Origin of the sequence: Pseudidiomarina gelatinasegens (genome assembly GCF_004025325.1) — a bacterium.
Lineage (GTDB): Bacteria > Pseudomonadota > Gammaproteobacteria > Enterobacterales > Alteromonadaceae > Pseudidiomarina > Pseudidiomarina gelatinasegens.
In genome coordinates this window covers 26,392-39,962 of record NZ_RSFE01000008.1, presented here as the reverse complement: position 1 = coordinate 39,962, position 13,571 = coordinate 26,392, and the positions used below count along the sequence as shown (strand labels likewise).

At 48.0% G+C, this 13,571-nt stretch carries 13 protein-coding genes; 9 read left to right on the top strand and 4 right to left on the bottom strand.

Annotated elements, in window-relative coordinates:
• The first annotated feature begins 92 nt into the window (after nt 1-92).
• Genes EGC76_RS10095 through EGC76_RS10070 form a run of 6 tightly spaced genes read left to right on the top strand, consistent with a single transcriptional unit; the run spans nt 93 to nt 6,657 of the window.
• Nucleotides 93-2,369, top strand: coding sequence for an LPS-assembly protein LptD (locus EGC76_RS10095; protein ID WP_128352879.1), 2,277 nt, complete (start codon nt 93-95; stop codon nt 2,367-2,369).
• Nucleotides 2,370-2,378: 9 nt separating this feature from the next.
• Complete coding sequence (surA, locus tag EGC76_RS10090; protein ID WP_128352878.1) at nt 2,379-3,665, top strand: peptidylprolyl isomerase SurA; 1,287 nt, start codon at nt 2,379-2,381, stop codon at nt 3,663-3,665.
• 5 nt (nt 3,666-3,670) lie between these two features.
• Nucleotides 3,671-4,651 (top strand): 4-hydroxythreonine-4-phosphate dehydrogenase PdxA, encoded by a 981-nt coding sequence (pdxA, locus tag EGC76_RS10085; RefSeq protein WP_128352877.1) that lies wholly within the window; start codon nt 3,671-3,673, stop codon nt 4,649-4,651.
• Nucleotides 4,648-5,457 (top strand): 16S rRNA (adenine(1518)-N(6)/adenine(1519)-N(6))-dimethyltransferase RsmA, encoded by an 810-nt coding sequence (gene rsmA / locus EGC76_RS10080; protein WP_128352876.1) that lies wholly within the window; start codon nt 4,648-4,650, stop codon nt 5,455-5,457. The genes pdxA and rsmA overlap by 4 nt, the downstream gene beginning before the upstream one ends.
• Complete coding sequence (gene apaG, locus EGC76_RS10075; protein ID WP_339879562.1) at nt 5,450-5,818, top strand: Co2+/Mg2+ efflux protein ApaG; 369 nt, start codon at nt 5,450-5,452, stop codon at nt 5,816-5,818. The genes rsmA and apaG overlap by 8 nt, the downstream gene beginning before the upstream one ends.
• Nucleotides 5,819-5,832: 14 nt before the next feature.
• Nucleotides 5,833-6,657 carry a symmetrical bis(5'-nucleosyl)-tetraphosphatase gene (locus EGC76_RS10070; protein ID WP_128352874.1) on the top strand — a complete coding sequence of 275 codons (825 nt, stop codon included), beginning with the start codon at nt 5,833-5,835 and terminating at the stop codon, nt 6,655-6,657.
• Here the strand turns inward: EGC76_RS10070 and tyrS are convergent.
• Complete coding sequence (gene tyrS, locus EGC76_RS10065; protein ID WP_128352873.1) at nt 6,654-7,856, bottom strand: tyrosine--tRNA ligase; 1,203 nt, start codon at nt 7,854-7,856, stop codon at nt 6,654-6,656. The genes EGC76_RS10070 and tyrS overlap by 4 nt on opposite strands.
• A 202-nt stretch (nt 7,857-8,058) precedes the next feature.
• On the opposite strand from tyrS, the gene EGC76_RS10060 reads away from it, so the two are divergent.
• A complete protein-coding gene (locus tag EGC76_RS10060) occupies nt 8,059-9,366 on the top strand; it encodes a peptidoglycan DD-metalloendopeptidase family protein (protein WP_423811313.1) in 1,308 nt (435 codons plus the stop codon).
• Entirely contained in the window at nt 9,366-10,490 is a 1,125-nt protein-coding gene (locus EGC76_RS10055) for an anhydro-N-acetylmuramic acid kinase (RefSeq protein WP_128352871.1), read from the top strand. The genes EGC76_RS10060 and EGC76_RS10055 overlap by 1 nt, the downstream gene beginning before the upstream one ends.
• 4 nt (nt 10,491-10,494) lie before the next feature.
• On the opposite strand, the gene pepQ is transcribed toward EGC76_RS10055, so the two are convergent.
• The 3 genes from pepQ to EGC76_RS10040 form a co-directional block, all read right to left on the bottom strand.
• Nucleotides 10,495-11,808, bottom strand: coding sequence for a Xaa-Pro dipeptidase (gene pepQ / locus EGC76_RS10050; RefSeq protein ID WP_128352870.1), 1,314 nt, complete (start codon nt 11,806-11,808; stop codon nt 10,495-10,497).
• Between the two features lie 59 nt (nt 11,809-11,867).
• Nucleotides 11,868-12,215, bottom strand: coding sequence for an iron-sulfur cluster insertion protein ErpA (erpA, locus tag EGC76_RS10045; RefSeq protein WP_128352869.1), 348 nt, complete (start codon nt 12,213-12,215; stop codon nt 11,868-11,870).
• Nucleotides 12,216-12,302: 87 nt separating this feature from the next.
• The gene (locus tag EGC76_RS10040; protein ID WP_128352868.1) at nt 12,303-13,028 is read right to left on the bottom strand and encodes a DUF6776 family protein; all 726 of its coding nucleotides are present in this window, start codon (nt 13,026-13,028) and stop codon (nt 12,303-12,305) included.
• Between the two features lie 86 nt (nt 13,029-13,114).
• Here EGC76_RS10040 and hemJ point away from each other — a divergent pair, with 86 nt between their 5' ends.
• Entirely contained in the window at nt 13,115-13,540 is a 426-nt protein-coding gene (hemJ, locus tag EGC76_RS10035) for a protoporphyrinogen oxidase HemJ (protein WP_128352867.1), read from the top strand.
• Nucleotides 13,541-13,571 lie beyond the last annotated feature (31 nt).

Here is a 13,571-nt window from a genome sequence, read left to right as displayed (position 1 = left end):
AGTGAAAAACCCAGTGTAGCAAATGGCAGCAGAATAAAAATTGCTTTATCATAGCCTGCACATTGTGAAGGAAAACTTGGGTATTTGGCTACATGCATAAAAATTTTCGGACCTCGTTATGGACGGTAGCACTTGCGATCAGCAGCTATTCTGTTCATGCGCAGCAACCAGCGAACGCGCAACTGTCCGAAGTATGCCCGCTTCCTGCTCCGTTATTTGATGCCCCAACCCACCCAATCACGGGCCTACCCACTGGCGCCATTGGCGTGCGAGCTAACCGCGCAGATATCGACTCAACCACACAGGTTGCATCTTTTTACGGCAATGTTGAAGTGCAGCTTGATGCGCAGCAACTGCGTACCCAACAAGCACAGATAAACCAGCAAACCGGAAATATTAACGCCAGCGGTGCAACACGTTTCACTAATGGGTATGTGCAGGTCGCGTCTGAGAATTTCCGCTTAAACTCAGGTGAAAATCGTGCCTTTTTGAGCGGCGCTCGGTATCAACTCACAGCAACTGGCGCGCATGGCAAAGCCGATGTGTTGTCGTTGTCACCCCAACGCGTCATTCTAGAGGGTTCAACATTTACCACATGCCCGGGTGACAACCCTGCATGGCAGATGAGCGCGCAAGAGATTTCTTTAAGTGAAGACGAAGAATGGGGTGAAGCTTGGCATGCCAAGTTTGAACTGTTTGGGCTGCCGGTTCTTTATATTCCATATATCAATTTTCCTGTGACTGACGCGCGAAAATCTGGATTTTTGTTCCCAACGTTCCGTTCATCACAGAAGAACGGGTTCGAGGTTGAAGCACCTTATTACATCAACATCGCACCTAATATGGATGCAACTATTGCGCCACGATACATGGCCGAACGTGGCCTACAGATGCAAGGCGAGTTTCGTTTCTTAAGTGAAACCAGCGAAGGCCAATACAATCTCGCTTATTTGGAAAACGATGACAGCACAGTTGATAACAGTGCACGCTACTTATGGCGTATTGAACAATCACACATTTGGGGCGACCATTGGCGCGGTTACATTAACGGCACCTTTATTAGTGACGATGACTATCTGAATGATTTGGGCAGTGATTTTGCGGGGCGTGCCGATGCGCAGTTGTATCGGCATGCGCAGCTCGATTATTTAACCGATGACTGGCAAGTTACTTTGCGTGCGGAAGACTTTGAACTGCTCGGCAATTACCGTTCGCCTTATCGAACCATGCCGCAAATAACCAGTCACTATAGCCATAGCTCACCGCTCGATTTAGATTTCACCTTATTTAGTGAGCTCTCGCATTTTCGTAATCAGGATGACAGCACCGACACGGCCACGCGTGTGCATTTAGAGCCACAGTTACGCTACCACCTTGAGCACCCCGGCTTTGATTGGTTGGCAGAGCTCAGTTATGCCTACACTTACTACGATCAAGAGCAAAATTTAGCTACCGGTTTAACCGCGAATCCAACTCGGAGCTTGCCAACGTTCCGCTGGCGTGGCCGTGTTAATTTAGAGCGCTCGGTGGAAATTGGTGATGAAGCCTACCTGCATACTTTGCAACCGCAGATTCAATACTTGTATACCCCCTACCGTGATCAGTCAGGCATTGGCATCTACGACTCAACGTTGATGCAGGACGATTACCAAGGCTTATTTCGTGCCCGGCGTTTTTCCGGTTTAGACCGAATTGCCGACGCCAATCAGGCAACGGTTGGGGTATCAACAAGCTTGTTCGATAATCAAGCACGCGAACTTGCCCGCGTCAGCTTTGGCCAGATTTATTATTTTGAGAATAGCCAAACACAATTGCTAGAATCCGCAGACGAAAACCTCGCCAGTCGCTCTGATTTAGCTCTGGAAACGCGTTTTCGCATCAACAACAACATGTACTTCAATAGCTCAATTCAATATAACTTGGAGCTACATCGCACCCGTAAGAGCCAAACGACGATTGAATACCGAAAAGACGAATTTAATTTGATTCAATTCAGTCACCGAACGGTTACCAACTTACTTGAAGAAGATGTGGAACAAGTTGGCATGATCGGTGTCGTAGAACTCAGCCCGCGCTGGCAAATGGCGTCAAATTGGTATTACGACCTTGCAAACAGTCGTACCAACGACGCGCTCATTGCGTTACAGTACAGTGATTGTTGTTGGGCAATGCGAATTAGTGGGTATCGACGCATTAATCGCAATTTAGAATTTAATACTGGACTGCCACAAGTCGGCGCTCCAGAGTTCGACAACGGTGTAAGCATTCAATTTATAATAAAAGGCTTGGGAAGCGATAACCGCAGCTTGCTTGATCTACTAGAGCAGAGCTTGTTTGGCTACCGTCACCCATTCCATTTAAGCAACTAGGTAGTATTCATGGGTAAAATTGTAAAAGTTCTCGCGGCAACCGCATTGCTCTCGCTAAGTGTTACAGCATGGAGCCAACAGGTGCTCGACCGCATCGCAGTGGTTGTTAACGAAGGTGTTGTTTTAGAAAGTGAAGTTGAGCAACTTGTTCAACAAGTGAAACGTAATTCAGCACAAAGCGATACTGCCTTGCCTTCTGACAAAGTATTACGCATTCAAGCAATGGATCGGTTGGTACTGTCGGAATTACAAATGCAGATGGCCGAGCGCATGGGTATAACCATCTCTGATGCCCAACTGCAACAGACGTTAGTGTCAATTGCACAGGACCAAGGTATCACTGTCGACGAACTGCGCGCACAAAACGAAGCCTCAGGTGTTAACTGGGAAAACTTTCGCGAATCAGTTCGTAAGGAAATGATCATTGGTGAAGTTCAGCGAGCCGCTGTGCGTCGTCGCGTTGCTGTCTCACCACAAGAAATTCAAAACCTGGTAAACGCGATGAACCAGGCCACAGAGCAAGAAGTTGAATATCGCTTAGGCCATATTCTTCTTGGCTTCCGTGATGGTGCTTCTGCCGATGAAGTGCAAGCAACCCGAGCGCGCGCTGAGCAACTTATCGAGCGTTTAGCTGAAGGTGCCGACTTTTCGCAAGCGGCTATCACATCATCGTCCGGCCCACGCGCCCTAGAGGGCGGTGACTTGGGTTGGATGAACATTAATGCAATGCCGACCCTATTTGCTGATGCGGTACGTAACAAGTCAAAAGGTGAATTGGTTGGCCCACTGCGCAGCGGCGTTGGCTTCCATATTCTGCAAGTCTCTGATGTACGTGGTATAGAACAAGTAGAAATTGACGAAGTAAAAGCACGTCATATTCTTATTAAACCATCGATTATATTGTCGGAACGACGTGCACAAGAAAAGCTCGCCGAGCTACGTGCAGAAATTATGGCCGGTGAATTAAGCTTTGAAGATGCCGCGCGCGAGCATTCAGCAGACCCAGGTTCAGCAGCCAATGGCGGCGACTTAGGTTGGTCTGAACCGAGCGCATATGCAGAAGAGTTTAAGCGTAAAGTTGAGCGTTCACCCATTGGTGAAATTACCGAGCCCTTCCAAACTCAATTCGGCTGGCACATTCTTGAAGTGCTCGAACGTCGCAAGCTTGATGCAACCAAACGCAGCAAAGAGAATCGTGCATACCAACTTCTGTTTAGCCGCAAGTATCAAGAAGAGTTAGAGAACTGGCAGCAAGAAATGCGCGACCAAGCCTATATCGAAACGCTGATTGAGTAATAACTATGACTGCAGTGCGAATTGCATTTACACCGGGTGAGCCAGCTGGTATTGGCCCTGACCTTGCGGTGCATCTCGCGCAACAGGATTGGCCGGTTGAGTTAGTTGTTGTTGCTGATCCTGAGTTACTTCAGCAGCGCGCCGAATTACTTGGTTTACCGCTGCACATTATTCCCTACAGTCAACAGAATCCAGCCCGCAGACACACTGCGGGTTCGTTGACTGTTTGCTCCGTGCCCTTGGCAAAGCCAGCTATTCCACAACAACTCGATGATGCCAACTCCAGCTACGTAATCGCCACGCTCAAACGTGCCGGTGAGGGCTGCATGCATGGTGAATTCGATGCATTGGTTACAGGCCCGGTACATAAAGGCATTATTAATCAAGCCGGTATTTCATTTAGCGGGCATACAGAATTCTTTGCCGAATTAAGTAATACGCCGCGTGTTGTGATGATGCTTGCCACAGAAGGTTTACGTGTCGCCTTAGTGACCACTCACCTACCGTTAAGCCAAGTACCTGCGGCAATCACGCGTGAGCGCGTAGAAGAAACCCTCGAAATTATTGCGCACGATATGAATGCTAAGTGGGGCATTGAGCAACCGCGCATTTTTGTTTGCGGGCTTAATCCACATGCGGGCGAACAGGGACATCTTGGGCTAGAAGAAATTGAACACATTAGCCCAGCACTTGAGAATTTAAGAAATAAGGGCCTGCAAGTTTCCGGCCCCTATCCGGCAGACACCATATTTCAACCTCATTATTTAGCCAATGCCGATGTTATCGTTGCGATGTATCACGACCAAGGCCTGCCTGTGTTAAAATACAAAGGATTCGGCAACGCAATTAATATCACCTTGGGTCTGCCCTTTATTCGTACTTCGGTCGATCATGGCACCGCTCTCGATCGCGCCGGCACTCATAACATAGATGACAGCAGTGCGTTGCTCGCTTTACGTACTGCAATCGACATGGTAAATCGATGACAAAAACACATTTGGGCCATCGCGCTCGCAAACGTTTTGGACAAAACTTTCTTCATGATCAGTTCGTAATCAACGATATTGTCGATGCTATAAATCCACAACCCGAAGAGAATCTGGTCGAGATAGGTCCCGGCTTAGCTGCTCTGACTGAGCCAGTTGTTGAGCGTGCCGGAAAACTAACGGTTGTTGAGCTTGATCGCGATCTTGCGGAGCGGTTAGAACGGCACCCGTTTCTACAAAGCAAATTAACAGTATTTCGCGGTGACGCATTAAAAACCGACTTCCGCCAATTTGCGGTAGAAAAGCCGATACGGGTGTTTGGTAATTTGCCTTACAACATCTCAACTCCGTTAATTTTTCATTTGCTTGAGCACCTTGAAGTCATTCAAGACATGCACTTTATGTTGCAAAAAGAAGTCGTTGAACGCTTAGCGGCCGAGCCCAACAGTAAAACTTACGGGCGCATTAGTGTCTCTATACAGCAAGCGTGTCAGGTTGAATTAGTTCTCATGGTTCCGCCAGGCGCCTTCACGCCGCCGCCAAAGGTTGAATCTGCCGTTGTGCGACTGATACCTTATAAAGAGTCGCCGTACCCGGTAAAAGATCGGGTAGCACTGCATAAAATCTGCTTGATTGCATTTAACCAACGTCGTAAAACCATACGTAACAACCTCAAGCAAATAATGAACGACGATCAGCTCGAGGCTCTTGGCATTGATCCTAATGCCCGTCCAGAAACATTGTCAGTAGCGGATTATTGCCGCTTAGCAGACTGGTACAGCGAACAGCAAGGTGACCATGCGTAATATCGATATTGAGGTTAAAACTCATTTCATTGCATCCCATTCCGATGAGACCGTCGGCGAGTATGCTTTTGCCTATTCAATTACCATTACAAATCAGTCGGATGTTTCGGTTCAGTTACTCAAGCGGGCTTGGAAAATAACCGATGCCGATCATAAAATCACACGGGTCGCTGGCGATGGTGTGGTTGGCGAACAACCGCATATAGCGCCTGGCGAAAGTTATAGCTACACCAGCGGCACAGTAATCGCCACGCCGATAGGAACTATGGAAGGCTTCTACACCATGGTAGATACTACGGGTGACCGGTTTGATGTCGAGATACCGTCGTTTCGCCTCGCCATTCCAAACATAATTCACTAAACAGGCCATTTATTATGGCGCGTTATCTGGTTGGTGATATTCAAGGCTGTGCAGAGCAGGTCTCAAAAGTTCTTGAACAGGCAAGTTTCAACCCGAAATTTGACGAACTCTGGTGTGTTGGTGATTTAGTTGGCCGCGGACCTGCTTCACTACGAAGTTTAGAGATAGTTCGTGAACTTGGGGCCTCAGCCCACATCGTACTTGGCAATCACGACTTAAACTTACTGGCTGTTTTGTGCGGCGTACGCGAGGCTGATCCAAAAGATAAGTTAGGTGCGATTCTCGCTTTAACCGATGCAGAAAAGCGTGACTGGATAGGCTGGTTAGTTCAACAACCGCTGCTATTGCGCAGCAATGATAACTTGGTCATGACCCATGCCGGAATTTATCCCTGGTGGACCATCGACCAAGCTGAAAATTACGCCAATGAAGTATCTACAGCGCTGCAGACTGCGTGGACAAATGACCAGTTACCCGGATTTTTGCAAAGCATGTATGGCAATGAGCCAAGCCAATGGACTGATGATTTGCAGGGTGATGAGCGTATTCGATTTATAATCAACGCCTTCACACGGATGCGCTTTTGCGATACCGGCGGGCACTTAAACTTTTCCGTTAAAACTGCGCCAAATGACCCCAATGTGCCTGAGCATCTGGTGCCATGGTTCGAGTTGTGGGATGTCAGTGATACAACCCTTGTGTTTGGTCACTGGGCTGCTTTGATGGGAAATACTCAACGTGATGATGTGATTGCGCTTGATACCGGATGTGTTTGGGGTGAGCACCTCACGCTGATGCAATGGCCTAATGGCCAATGCATCAGAGCGCCAGGTGTTTAGCTTAAAGTAATGCGCGCGAACTTGCGTTTGCCCACCTGATAAACCGCTGTTGATCCTGATACAACAACCATTTTCGTATCAGTTACCTTATCGCCATCTACTTTAACCGCGCCCTGCTTAATCATGCGCAAGGCTTCTGAAGTGGATGCTACGAGCTCAGCTTCACGCAGCAGATTCCCAATAGCCAACTCACCGTTTTCACTGGCAACCGTTAGTTCCGGCATATCGTCCGGGATAGCATTCTTACTGAACCGTTGAATAAAGTCTTGCTCAGCTGCATCGGCAGCGGCTGCATCATGAAAGCGTGCAATAATTTCCTTAGCCAACAGAACTTTGTAATCACGTGGATTAGCGCCATCTTTCACGGCCTGCTTGAACGCTGTTACTTCATCCAATGGGCGGAAGCTTAATAGCTCATAGTAACGCCACATTAAGTCGTCAGAAACCGACATGACTTTGCCGAACATCTCGTTGGCCGGTTCAGTAATCCCAATATAGTTGCCTAACGATTTAGACATTTTCTGAACGCCATCAAGGCCTTCAAGCAACGGCATCATCACCACGGTTTGTGGCTTCTGGCCTTCATCTTTTTGCAGTTCTCGGCCCATTAATAAGTTAAAGCGCTGGTCGGTTCCGCCCAGTTCAACGTCGGCCTTCAATGCTACTGAGTCCCACCCTTGCACGAGTGGGTACAGAAATTCGTGAATTGCTATCGGTTGTCCGGTGCTATAACGCTTCTTAAAGTCGTCCCGCTCAAGCATCCGCGCCACTGTTTGACGTGCTGCAAGCTTTATCATGCCCGCCGCACCAAGGTCGTTCATCCACTCCGAATTGAACCGGATTTTAGTCTTAGCTGGGTCGAGTATCTTAAAAACCTGCTCTTTGTAAGTTTGAGCATTCGCCAATACGTCGTCGCGGGAAAGCGGCTTACGTGTTACATTTTTGCCGGTTGGATCACCAATCATGCCGGTGAAATCACCAATCAAAAAAACAATTTCATGGCCTAAATCTTGAAAAGCGCGCATTTTATTAATCAAAACCGTGTGACCAAGATGCAAATCAGGAGCGGTAGGGTCAAAACCAGCTTTAATTACCAGCGGCTTGCCACTAGCAAGCTTTTCTTTAAGCTCTTCTGCTAAAAGAATTTCTTCGGTACCACGCGCAATCTCTGCAAACGCATCCGCAGCTGATAATTTCATAGTTGACTTTCTCCTGATATCGTTCAATTTGGCCACGAACCCCGCATTGTATGCTATTTCTCCAGCCGGTTTAAGCGTAATTAAACGTAAATTGACTGGAAAATCGCCATACTTCGTATTATTCTGCAATCAGATCTAACGATACTCTAACAACTAAAGAGCGCTAACACGTCGGAAGGTTATGAAGTCGATTCCAAAATATATGGCAAGATTTATCGCTGCGTTACCGCGGCGTCACCAAGTGCTGCTCAGCTCCGTCTGTGCGGCAACGTTGCTGGTTGTGTTGCTGCCATCTGAGTCAGCAACAGCATCTCGTCATGTCAGTGAGCCACAATTAGGGCAATCTGAACTTATTCTAGGCCAACGCTACCAATTAGAGATTAGCGTTGAAGCGCAGCAAGGTGCTGCGAACAATAATGCTGAAACAAGCGTACGCTGGAGTGGCTATGAAGTGCGTTCTGGTGATTCGTTAGCCCGTATATTCGATAAAATGGGTCTTTCTCCACAACAACTTTATCGCGTCACTCAAGATAGCCAGGCCGACAAGTATCTGCGCAAGATTCACCCTGGTGATACATTGCGTATTGCACGTGACGAAAACGACGAACTTATCCAGATTGCTTATCAGCTAAACCCAACGGATACCTTGGTGATTACCAAGACAGAACAAGGTTTTGTCAGCGAAATTGAAGCAAAGAGTGTTGAGGTTCGCACAGAAACCGCTCACGCACGCATCCAATCAAGTTTCTGGAACGCCGGTATTGATGCCGGTCTGACAGAAGGTCAGATTATGAGTATTGCTGATATTTTCGGCTGGGACATCGATTTCGCGCTAGATTTACGCGAAGGTGATGAATTCAGTGTTATGTTTGAGAAGCAATACGCGGACGGCGAGTTTGTCGGGTACGGCCGTGTGTTAGCCGCCGAATTTGTTAATCGTGGCGAGCATTACCAGGCTTTCCTGCATGACAATGGTGACTTCTACAACGCTGAAGGTCGTGCGATGCGTAAGTCGTTTTTGCGCTCGCCGGTCAAGTTTACTTATATCAGTTCGAGCTTTAATCCGCGCCGACTGCATCCGGTGACTGGCCAAGTACGCCCGCATAACGGTATTGATTACGCAGCCAAAACCGGAACACCTATTATGTCGTCGGGTGCTGGCCGCGTTATCGCAAGTGCCTACAACAATTTGAATGGCCATTATGTTTTCATCCAGCATGGTGAACGCTATGTGACCAAGTACCTGCACCTGAGTAAACGGCTTGTCAAAAAAGGTCAGCGCGTTAAGCAGGGTGAACTCATTGGTCGAGTTGGTGCCACCGGTCGTGTCACTGGCGCGCACTTGCACTATGAATTCCTTGTTGATGGTGTGCATCGCAACCCTCGCACGGTTAAGTTCCCGCAAGCTGAATCATTGATTGCAGCGGAATTACCGGTGTTCAAAGAGACCGCCCAGCAGCGGCTCGCAGTTCTGAACGACAGCAAACGGTTATACTTGGCGATGCGCTGATGTCGCAACGTGAACTCTACTTAGGCCTCATGTCTGGCACCAGTATGGATGGGCTGGATGTGGTGTTAGTTGAGTTTGATGGTGAGCAGCCTGAATTACTGAGCCACCAACACTTTCCGCTTCCGGATAATTTACAACAACAACTGCATCAATTGTGTCAGCCAGGAGCCGACGAACTCGATCTTTGGGGTTCGGCTGACCGATTGTTTGGCATGTTTAGCGCCCAGTGCGTCACTGAATTCCTGCGCCATATTAATGTGTCGCCCAACGCGATTAAAGCGATTGGAAGTCATGGGCAGACAGTACGCCATCAGCCTGATGCAAAGCCCCATTACACCCTTCAACTTGGTGATCCAAACACCATTGCAGCGTTAACTGGTATTCCGGTTGTCGCCGACTTTCGGCGTAAGGATATTGCCCTGGGTGGACAGGGAGCGCCTTTGGTACCAGCGTTCCATCAAGCCATTTTTAGCAGTTTTGATGAATCACGGGTTATTCTTAATCTCGGCGGCATTGCGAATATCACATGGCTTCCGGGCACACCCGCGGGAGTGACTGGTTTTGATACCGGCCCGGCGAATACCTTAATGGACCGCTGGTTTAAAGCATGCCACCCTGAACATTCTGACGAATTTGATCGACACGGTGCATTCGCAGCCAAAGGCGCCGTGCTTGATGATGTGCTTGAAAAGTTAGTTGCGGATAGTTACTTCAGCCGACCGCCGCCCAAAAGCACAGGCCGCGACGACTTCAACTTGGAGTGGTTGCGAAGTCACGTGAAGAACCTAGATAGTTATCAACCTGAAGACATTCAAGCAACCTTAGTAGCTCTAACGGCGCACACAGTTGCGGATGCTATATCACAATGGCTTCCAGAGCCGCCCGAAACTATTTTCGTCGCTGGCGGCGGTGCCTATAACCCAATTCTTATGAGCGCTTTGAAATCAGCACTTCCACATCGAGGCTGGCATGCCACATCAGTGCTTGGCGTGTCGCCGCAGCATGTTGAAGCTATGGCGTTTGCTTGGCTGGCACGCTGCTATATGCAGCGTACCCCTGGCAATTTACCCGCAGTAACCGGCGCCAGCCGGCCTACGGTACTTGGTGGTCTTTATTTGCCGTGAGTAATTAAACTCCCAAAGCGGCAAAGGCGTCACGCGTTAGATTTTCATTACGGCCGTTTTCACCAACCACAATGCTATCTTCGATACGCACCCCACCATATGGGCGCAACTCATCAATGCGTTGCCAATTAAAATCACTATTGCCTTGATGCGCTTCCAGTAACTGGTCGACAACATATAAGCCCGGTTCAATGGTGAACGCCTGCCCCACCTCAACATCACGCAGCAGTCGCAAGAATGGATGGCGCGAGTCACGGGCAATCGTGTCACCACGGTCATTGGCTAAGAAACCGCCAACATCATGAACTTGAAGCCCAATAAAATGGCCCAGCCCATGCGGGAAAAATGCGCTGCTATAGCCCTGCTCGTAAATACTTTCCGCCGAACCTTTTACAAATCCAAATTCACTAAGAATCTTAGCAATTTTTAAATGTTGGCTAACGTGCAGTTCATAATAGTTAATGCCAGGTTTAATCTCAGTCAGCAGTTCTTGCTGTGCAACGTCCATCGCTGCAATCAAATCTGCAAAGAAACCAGGTTTCCGTGCATATGTGCGCGTTATATCGGCACAGTAACCTCGGTATAAAGCACCTGCATCAATTAAAAATGAGCGTGACTCAGCTGGGGCTTGGGTTTCGTATACATCGTAATGCAGCACCGCGCCATGTTCATTCAAGGCAACAATACTGTTATAAGGAACTTGGCATTCACGAAAGTTTATTGCGGCAAGGTACGCGTGGTGAATTTCTAATTCGCTAGCACCGCTCATGAACGCATCACGTGCAGCAATATGTGCTTTAGCGGCTAATTTATTCGCCTCACGCAGATTCCCGACTTCCCACTCAGTTTTAATCGCACGGTGGAAGTGCAGGTGGTCAATCAAATTTGCCGGGTTGCGTGCCTTAACTGGCCAACTGGCAACAGGTTCAGCGAAGTCTTCACCAATAAATGCGGCTGACTTTAACTTATCGCCAAGCCAAGCTGTCATTTTATCTTGCTCGTCAATCACAACCAGCTCAACATGTTCCTGCCATTCTTCAACAGGGATTTTGACTTCAGCGTGCCAAAAATCGCGTGGCTTAAACAGAAAAACCACCGGTTTATTACCTGGTTCGTAGAAGATTGCACTTTTGGGGCTTTCAATAACCGGAACCCAATATTTAAACAAAGGGTTTACTTTATAAGGGGCTGGGTTGTCGTCTAGAAATGCAACGCGCGGTTGGCCCGCGTAAATAAGAACTGAGTCGTAACCCGTCGCGGAAAGTGCCGCGTCAAAACGGGCACGGACCGTGGCGATATGATCTGCGTATGCGCTCATAAAAACCTCGCTTAGAATGTGTGGGAATATTCTAACCGAAAGCGCGAGTTAACTCATCCTCAGATCGCGAAGCTAGACCCACAACCACAGGTAGTGGTCGCATTTGGGTTATCAACGAAGAATCGGGCGCCTTGCAAACCTTCTTCATAGTTTACAGTTCCGCCGACCAGATATTGCAAGCTCATTGGATCAACCACCAAGGTGACACCATTTTTTTCTATTTCCATATCCCCAGGGTTGGCTTTCTCATCAAAAGTAAAACCATACTGGAAGCCAGAACACCCACCACCTGTTACGTACACACGCAGTTTTAACGCCGGATTTTCTTCTTCGGCGATAAGTTTCTTTACTTTGTTTGCCGCAGATTCAGTAAACTGAATAGGCATCGCTTGTGCTGCGTCGGTCATGATGTTTTGGTACCTCTTGAAAATTCAGCTGCTATTTTCGCTTACCTGACTAAAAGGGTCAAGTATTGACCCTACTATAACACGTAATTATTCCACGCCCTGCTTTGCGCGTTCCTGCAACAATTGACTCCAGAAAAAACTACGAGTCAGGGGTTGCTTCGAGCCATTGATATTTACTTCAACATCAATGCGCTCGGGCAGGAAATCATCCGGTAACACAAAGTCGCCTGCCTGAACGGTGAAATAGCGCATACTGAATTGACGATCTTTAGCCTCAATGTTCGCTAAAGCCAGTAAATCAAAGCTGGCTGACTTACCCTCCTTCCGGCCATGCAATCGTATATTTAACGACCCCTTGGTGAGGTTTCGTAGTCGCTCCATTTGCACAATAGCCAGCCTGAAGTGGAAGTGATTCGCCGCGATATTCTTTTGTAGCTCCAGCGAGTCGATAACGACCCCGCTCGCCTCAAGTTCTGGCGCCATAATTTTTTGATAAAAAGTCAGTTCGCGCCGCAGGGCAAAGTTCTCGTCTTGTGCCATGAGCAACTCTTGTTGCAGGCTTTTACTTGCGGCACGCTCTATGCCAAGCTCGACAGTCGCAATATGTTGCTGATAGTCGAAGGTTTCTGAGCGTTCGTAAAGCTGTTCAATGAGCAGTTCTTTGCGCTCAATTTCATCCTGGAGCGCCAGCACATGCCAGTTGCCACCCCAGTATCCGGCCAAAGCGCCACAGGCTATTGCCAGAGCAAGCACACCCCAGCCACCAAAACGGTGAACCAAAGCGCTGATTATGATATTTTTCTTCTCTTTCATCGATTCACTTCTTATCATGAGTTAGCGCCATGCTACGCAGGCGGTTATCATCACGCAACTAAAAATAGTCGGGTACAGGCGGTCATATGATTCTTTGGCTTAAAGCGTTTCACGTAATATTTATGGTGGCTTGGTTTGCCGGTATTTTCTATTTGCCACGGCTATTTGTCTACCACGCCCAGAACGACAACGAAAACGTTAGCGAACAACTCAAAGTGATGGAACGTCGGTTACTGTATTTTGTAACGCCATTTGCGATTCTCACCTTGGTTTTTGGTTTAGCTCTAATGTGGATATATGGGGCTGCTTGGCTTAAAGCAAGCGCTTGGTTGCACGTTAAGTTAGTGCTGGTTACTTTGCTTTATGTCTATCATGGCTACTGCTTTAAGCTTTTGTCGGACTTTAAACACAATCGTAATACCCGCAGCCACAAATTTTATCGAGTGTTTAACGAAGTGCCCGTGTTAGCTTTATTTGCGATCATTATTTTAGCTGTGGTCAAGCCGTTTTAATGGCTTGACCATTCTTTTTAGGCACACTTTC

Coding starts and splice junctions, on each gene's coding strand:
- EGC76_RS10095 (WP_128352879.1), top strand. CDS start 93: ATGCATAAAAATTTTCGGACCTCGTTATGGACGGTAGCACTTGCGATC.
- surA (WP_128352878.1), top strand. CDS start 2,379: ATGGGTAAAATTGTAAAAGTTCTCGCGGCAACCGCATTGCTCTCGCTA.
- pdxA (WP_128352877.1), top strand. CDS start 3,671: ATGACTGCAGTGCGAATTGCATTTACACCGGGTGAGCCAGCTGGTATT.
- rsmA (WP_128352876.1), top strand. CDS start 4,648: ATGACAAAAACACATTTGGGCCATCGCGCTCGCAAACGTTTTGGACAA.
- apaG (WP_339879562.1), top strand. CDS start 5,450: ATGCGTAATATCGATATTGAGGTTAAAACTCATTTCATTGCATCCCAT.
- EGC76_RS10070 (WP_128352874.1), top strand. CDS start 5,833: ATGGCGCGTTATCTGGTTGGTGATATTCAAGGCTGTGCAGAGCAGGTC.
- tyrS (WP_128352873.1), bottom strand. CDS start 7,856: ATGAAATTATCAGCTGCGGATGCGTTTGCAGAGATTGCGCGTGGTACC.
- EGC76_RS10060 (WP_423811313.1), top strand. CDS start 8,059: ATGGCAAGATTTATCGCTGCGTTACCGCGGCGTCACCAAGTGCTGCTC.
- EGC76_RS10055 (WP_128352871.1), top strand. CDS start 9,366: ATGTCGCAACGTGAACTCTACTTAGGCCTCATGTCTGGCACCAGTATG.
- pepQ (WP_128352870.1), bottom strand. CDS start 11,808: ATGAGCGCATACGCAGATCATATCGCCACGGTCCGTGCCCGTTTTGAC.
- erpA (WP_128352869.1), bottom strand. CDS start 12,215: ATGACCGACGCAGCACAAGCGATGCCTATTCAGTTTACTGAATCTGCG.
- EGC76_RS10040 (WP_128352868.1), bottom strand. CDS start 13,028: ATGAAAGAGAAGAAAAATATCATAATCAGCGCTTTGGTTCACCGTTTT.
- hemJ (WP_128352867.1), top strand. CDS start 13,115: ATGATTCTTTGGCTTAAAGCGTTTCACGTAATATTTATGGTGGCTTGG.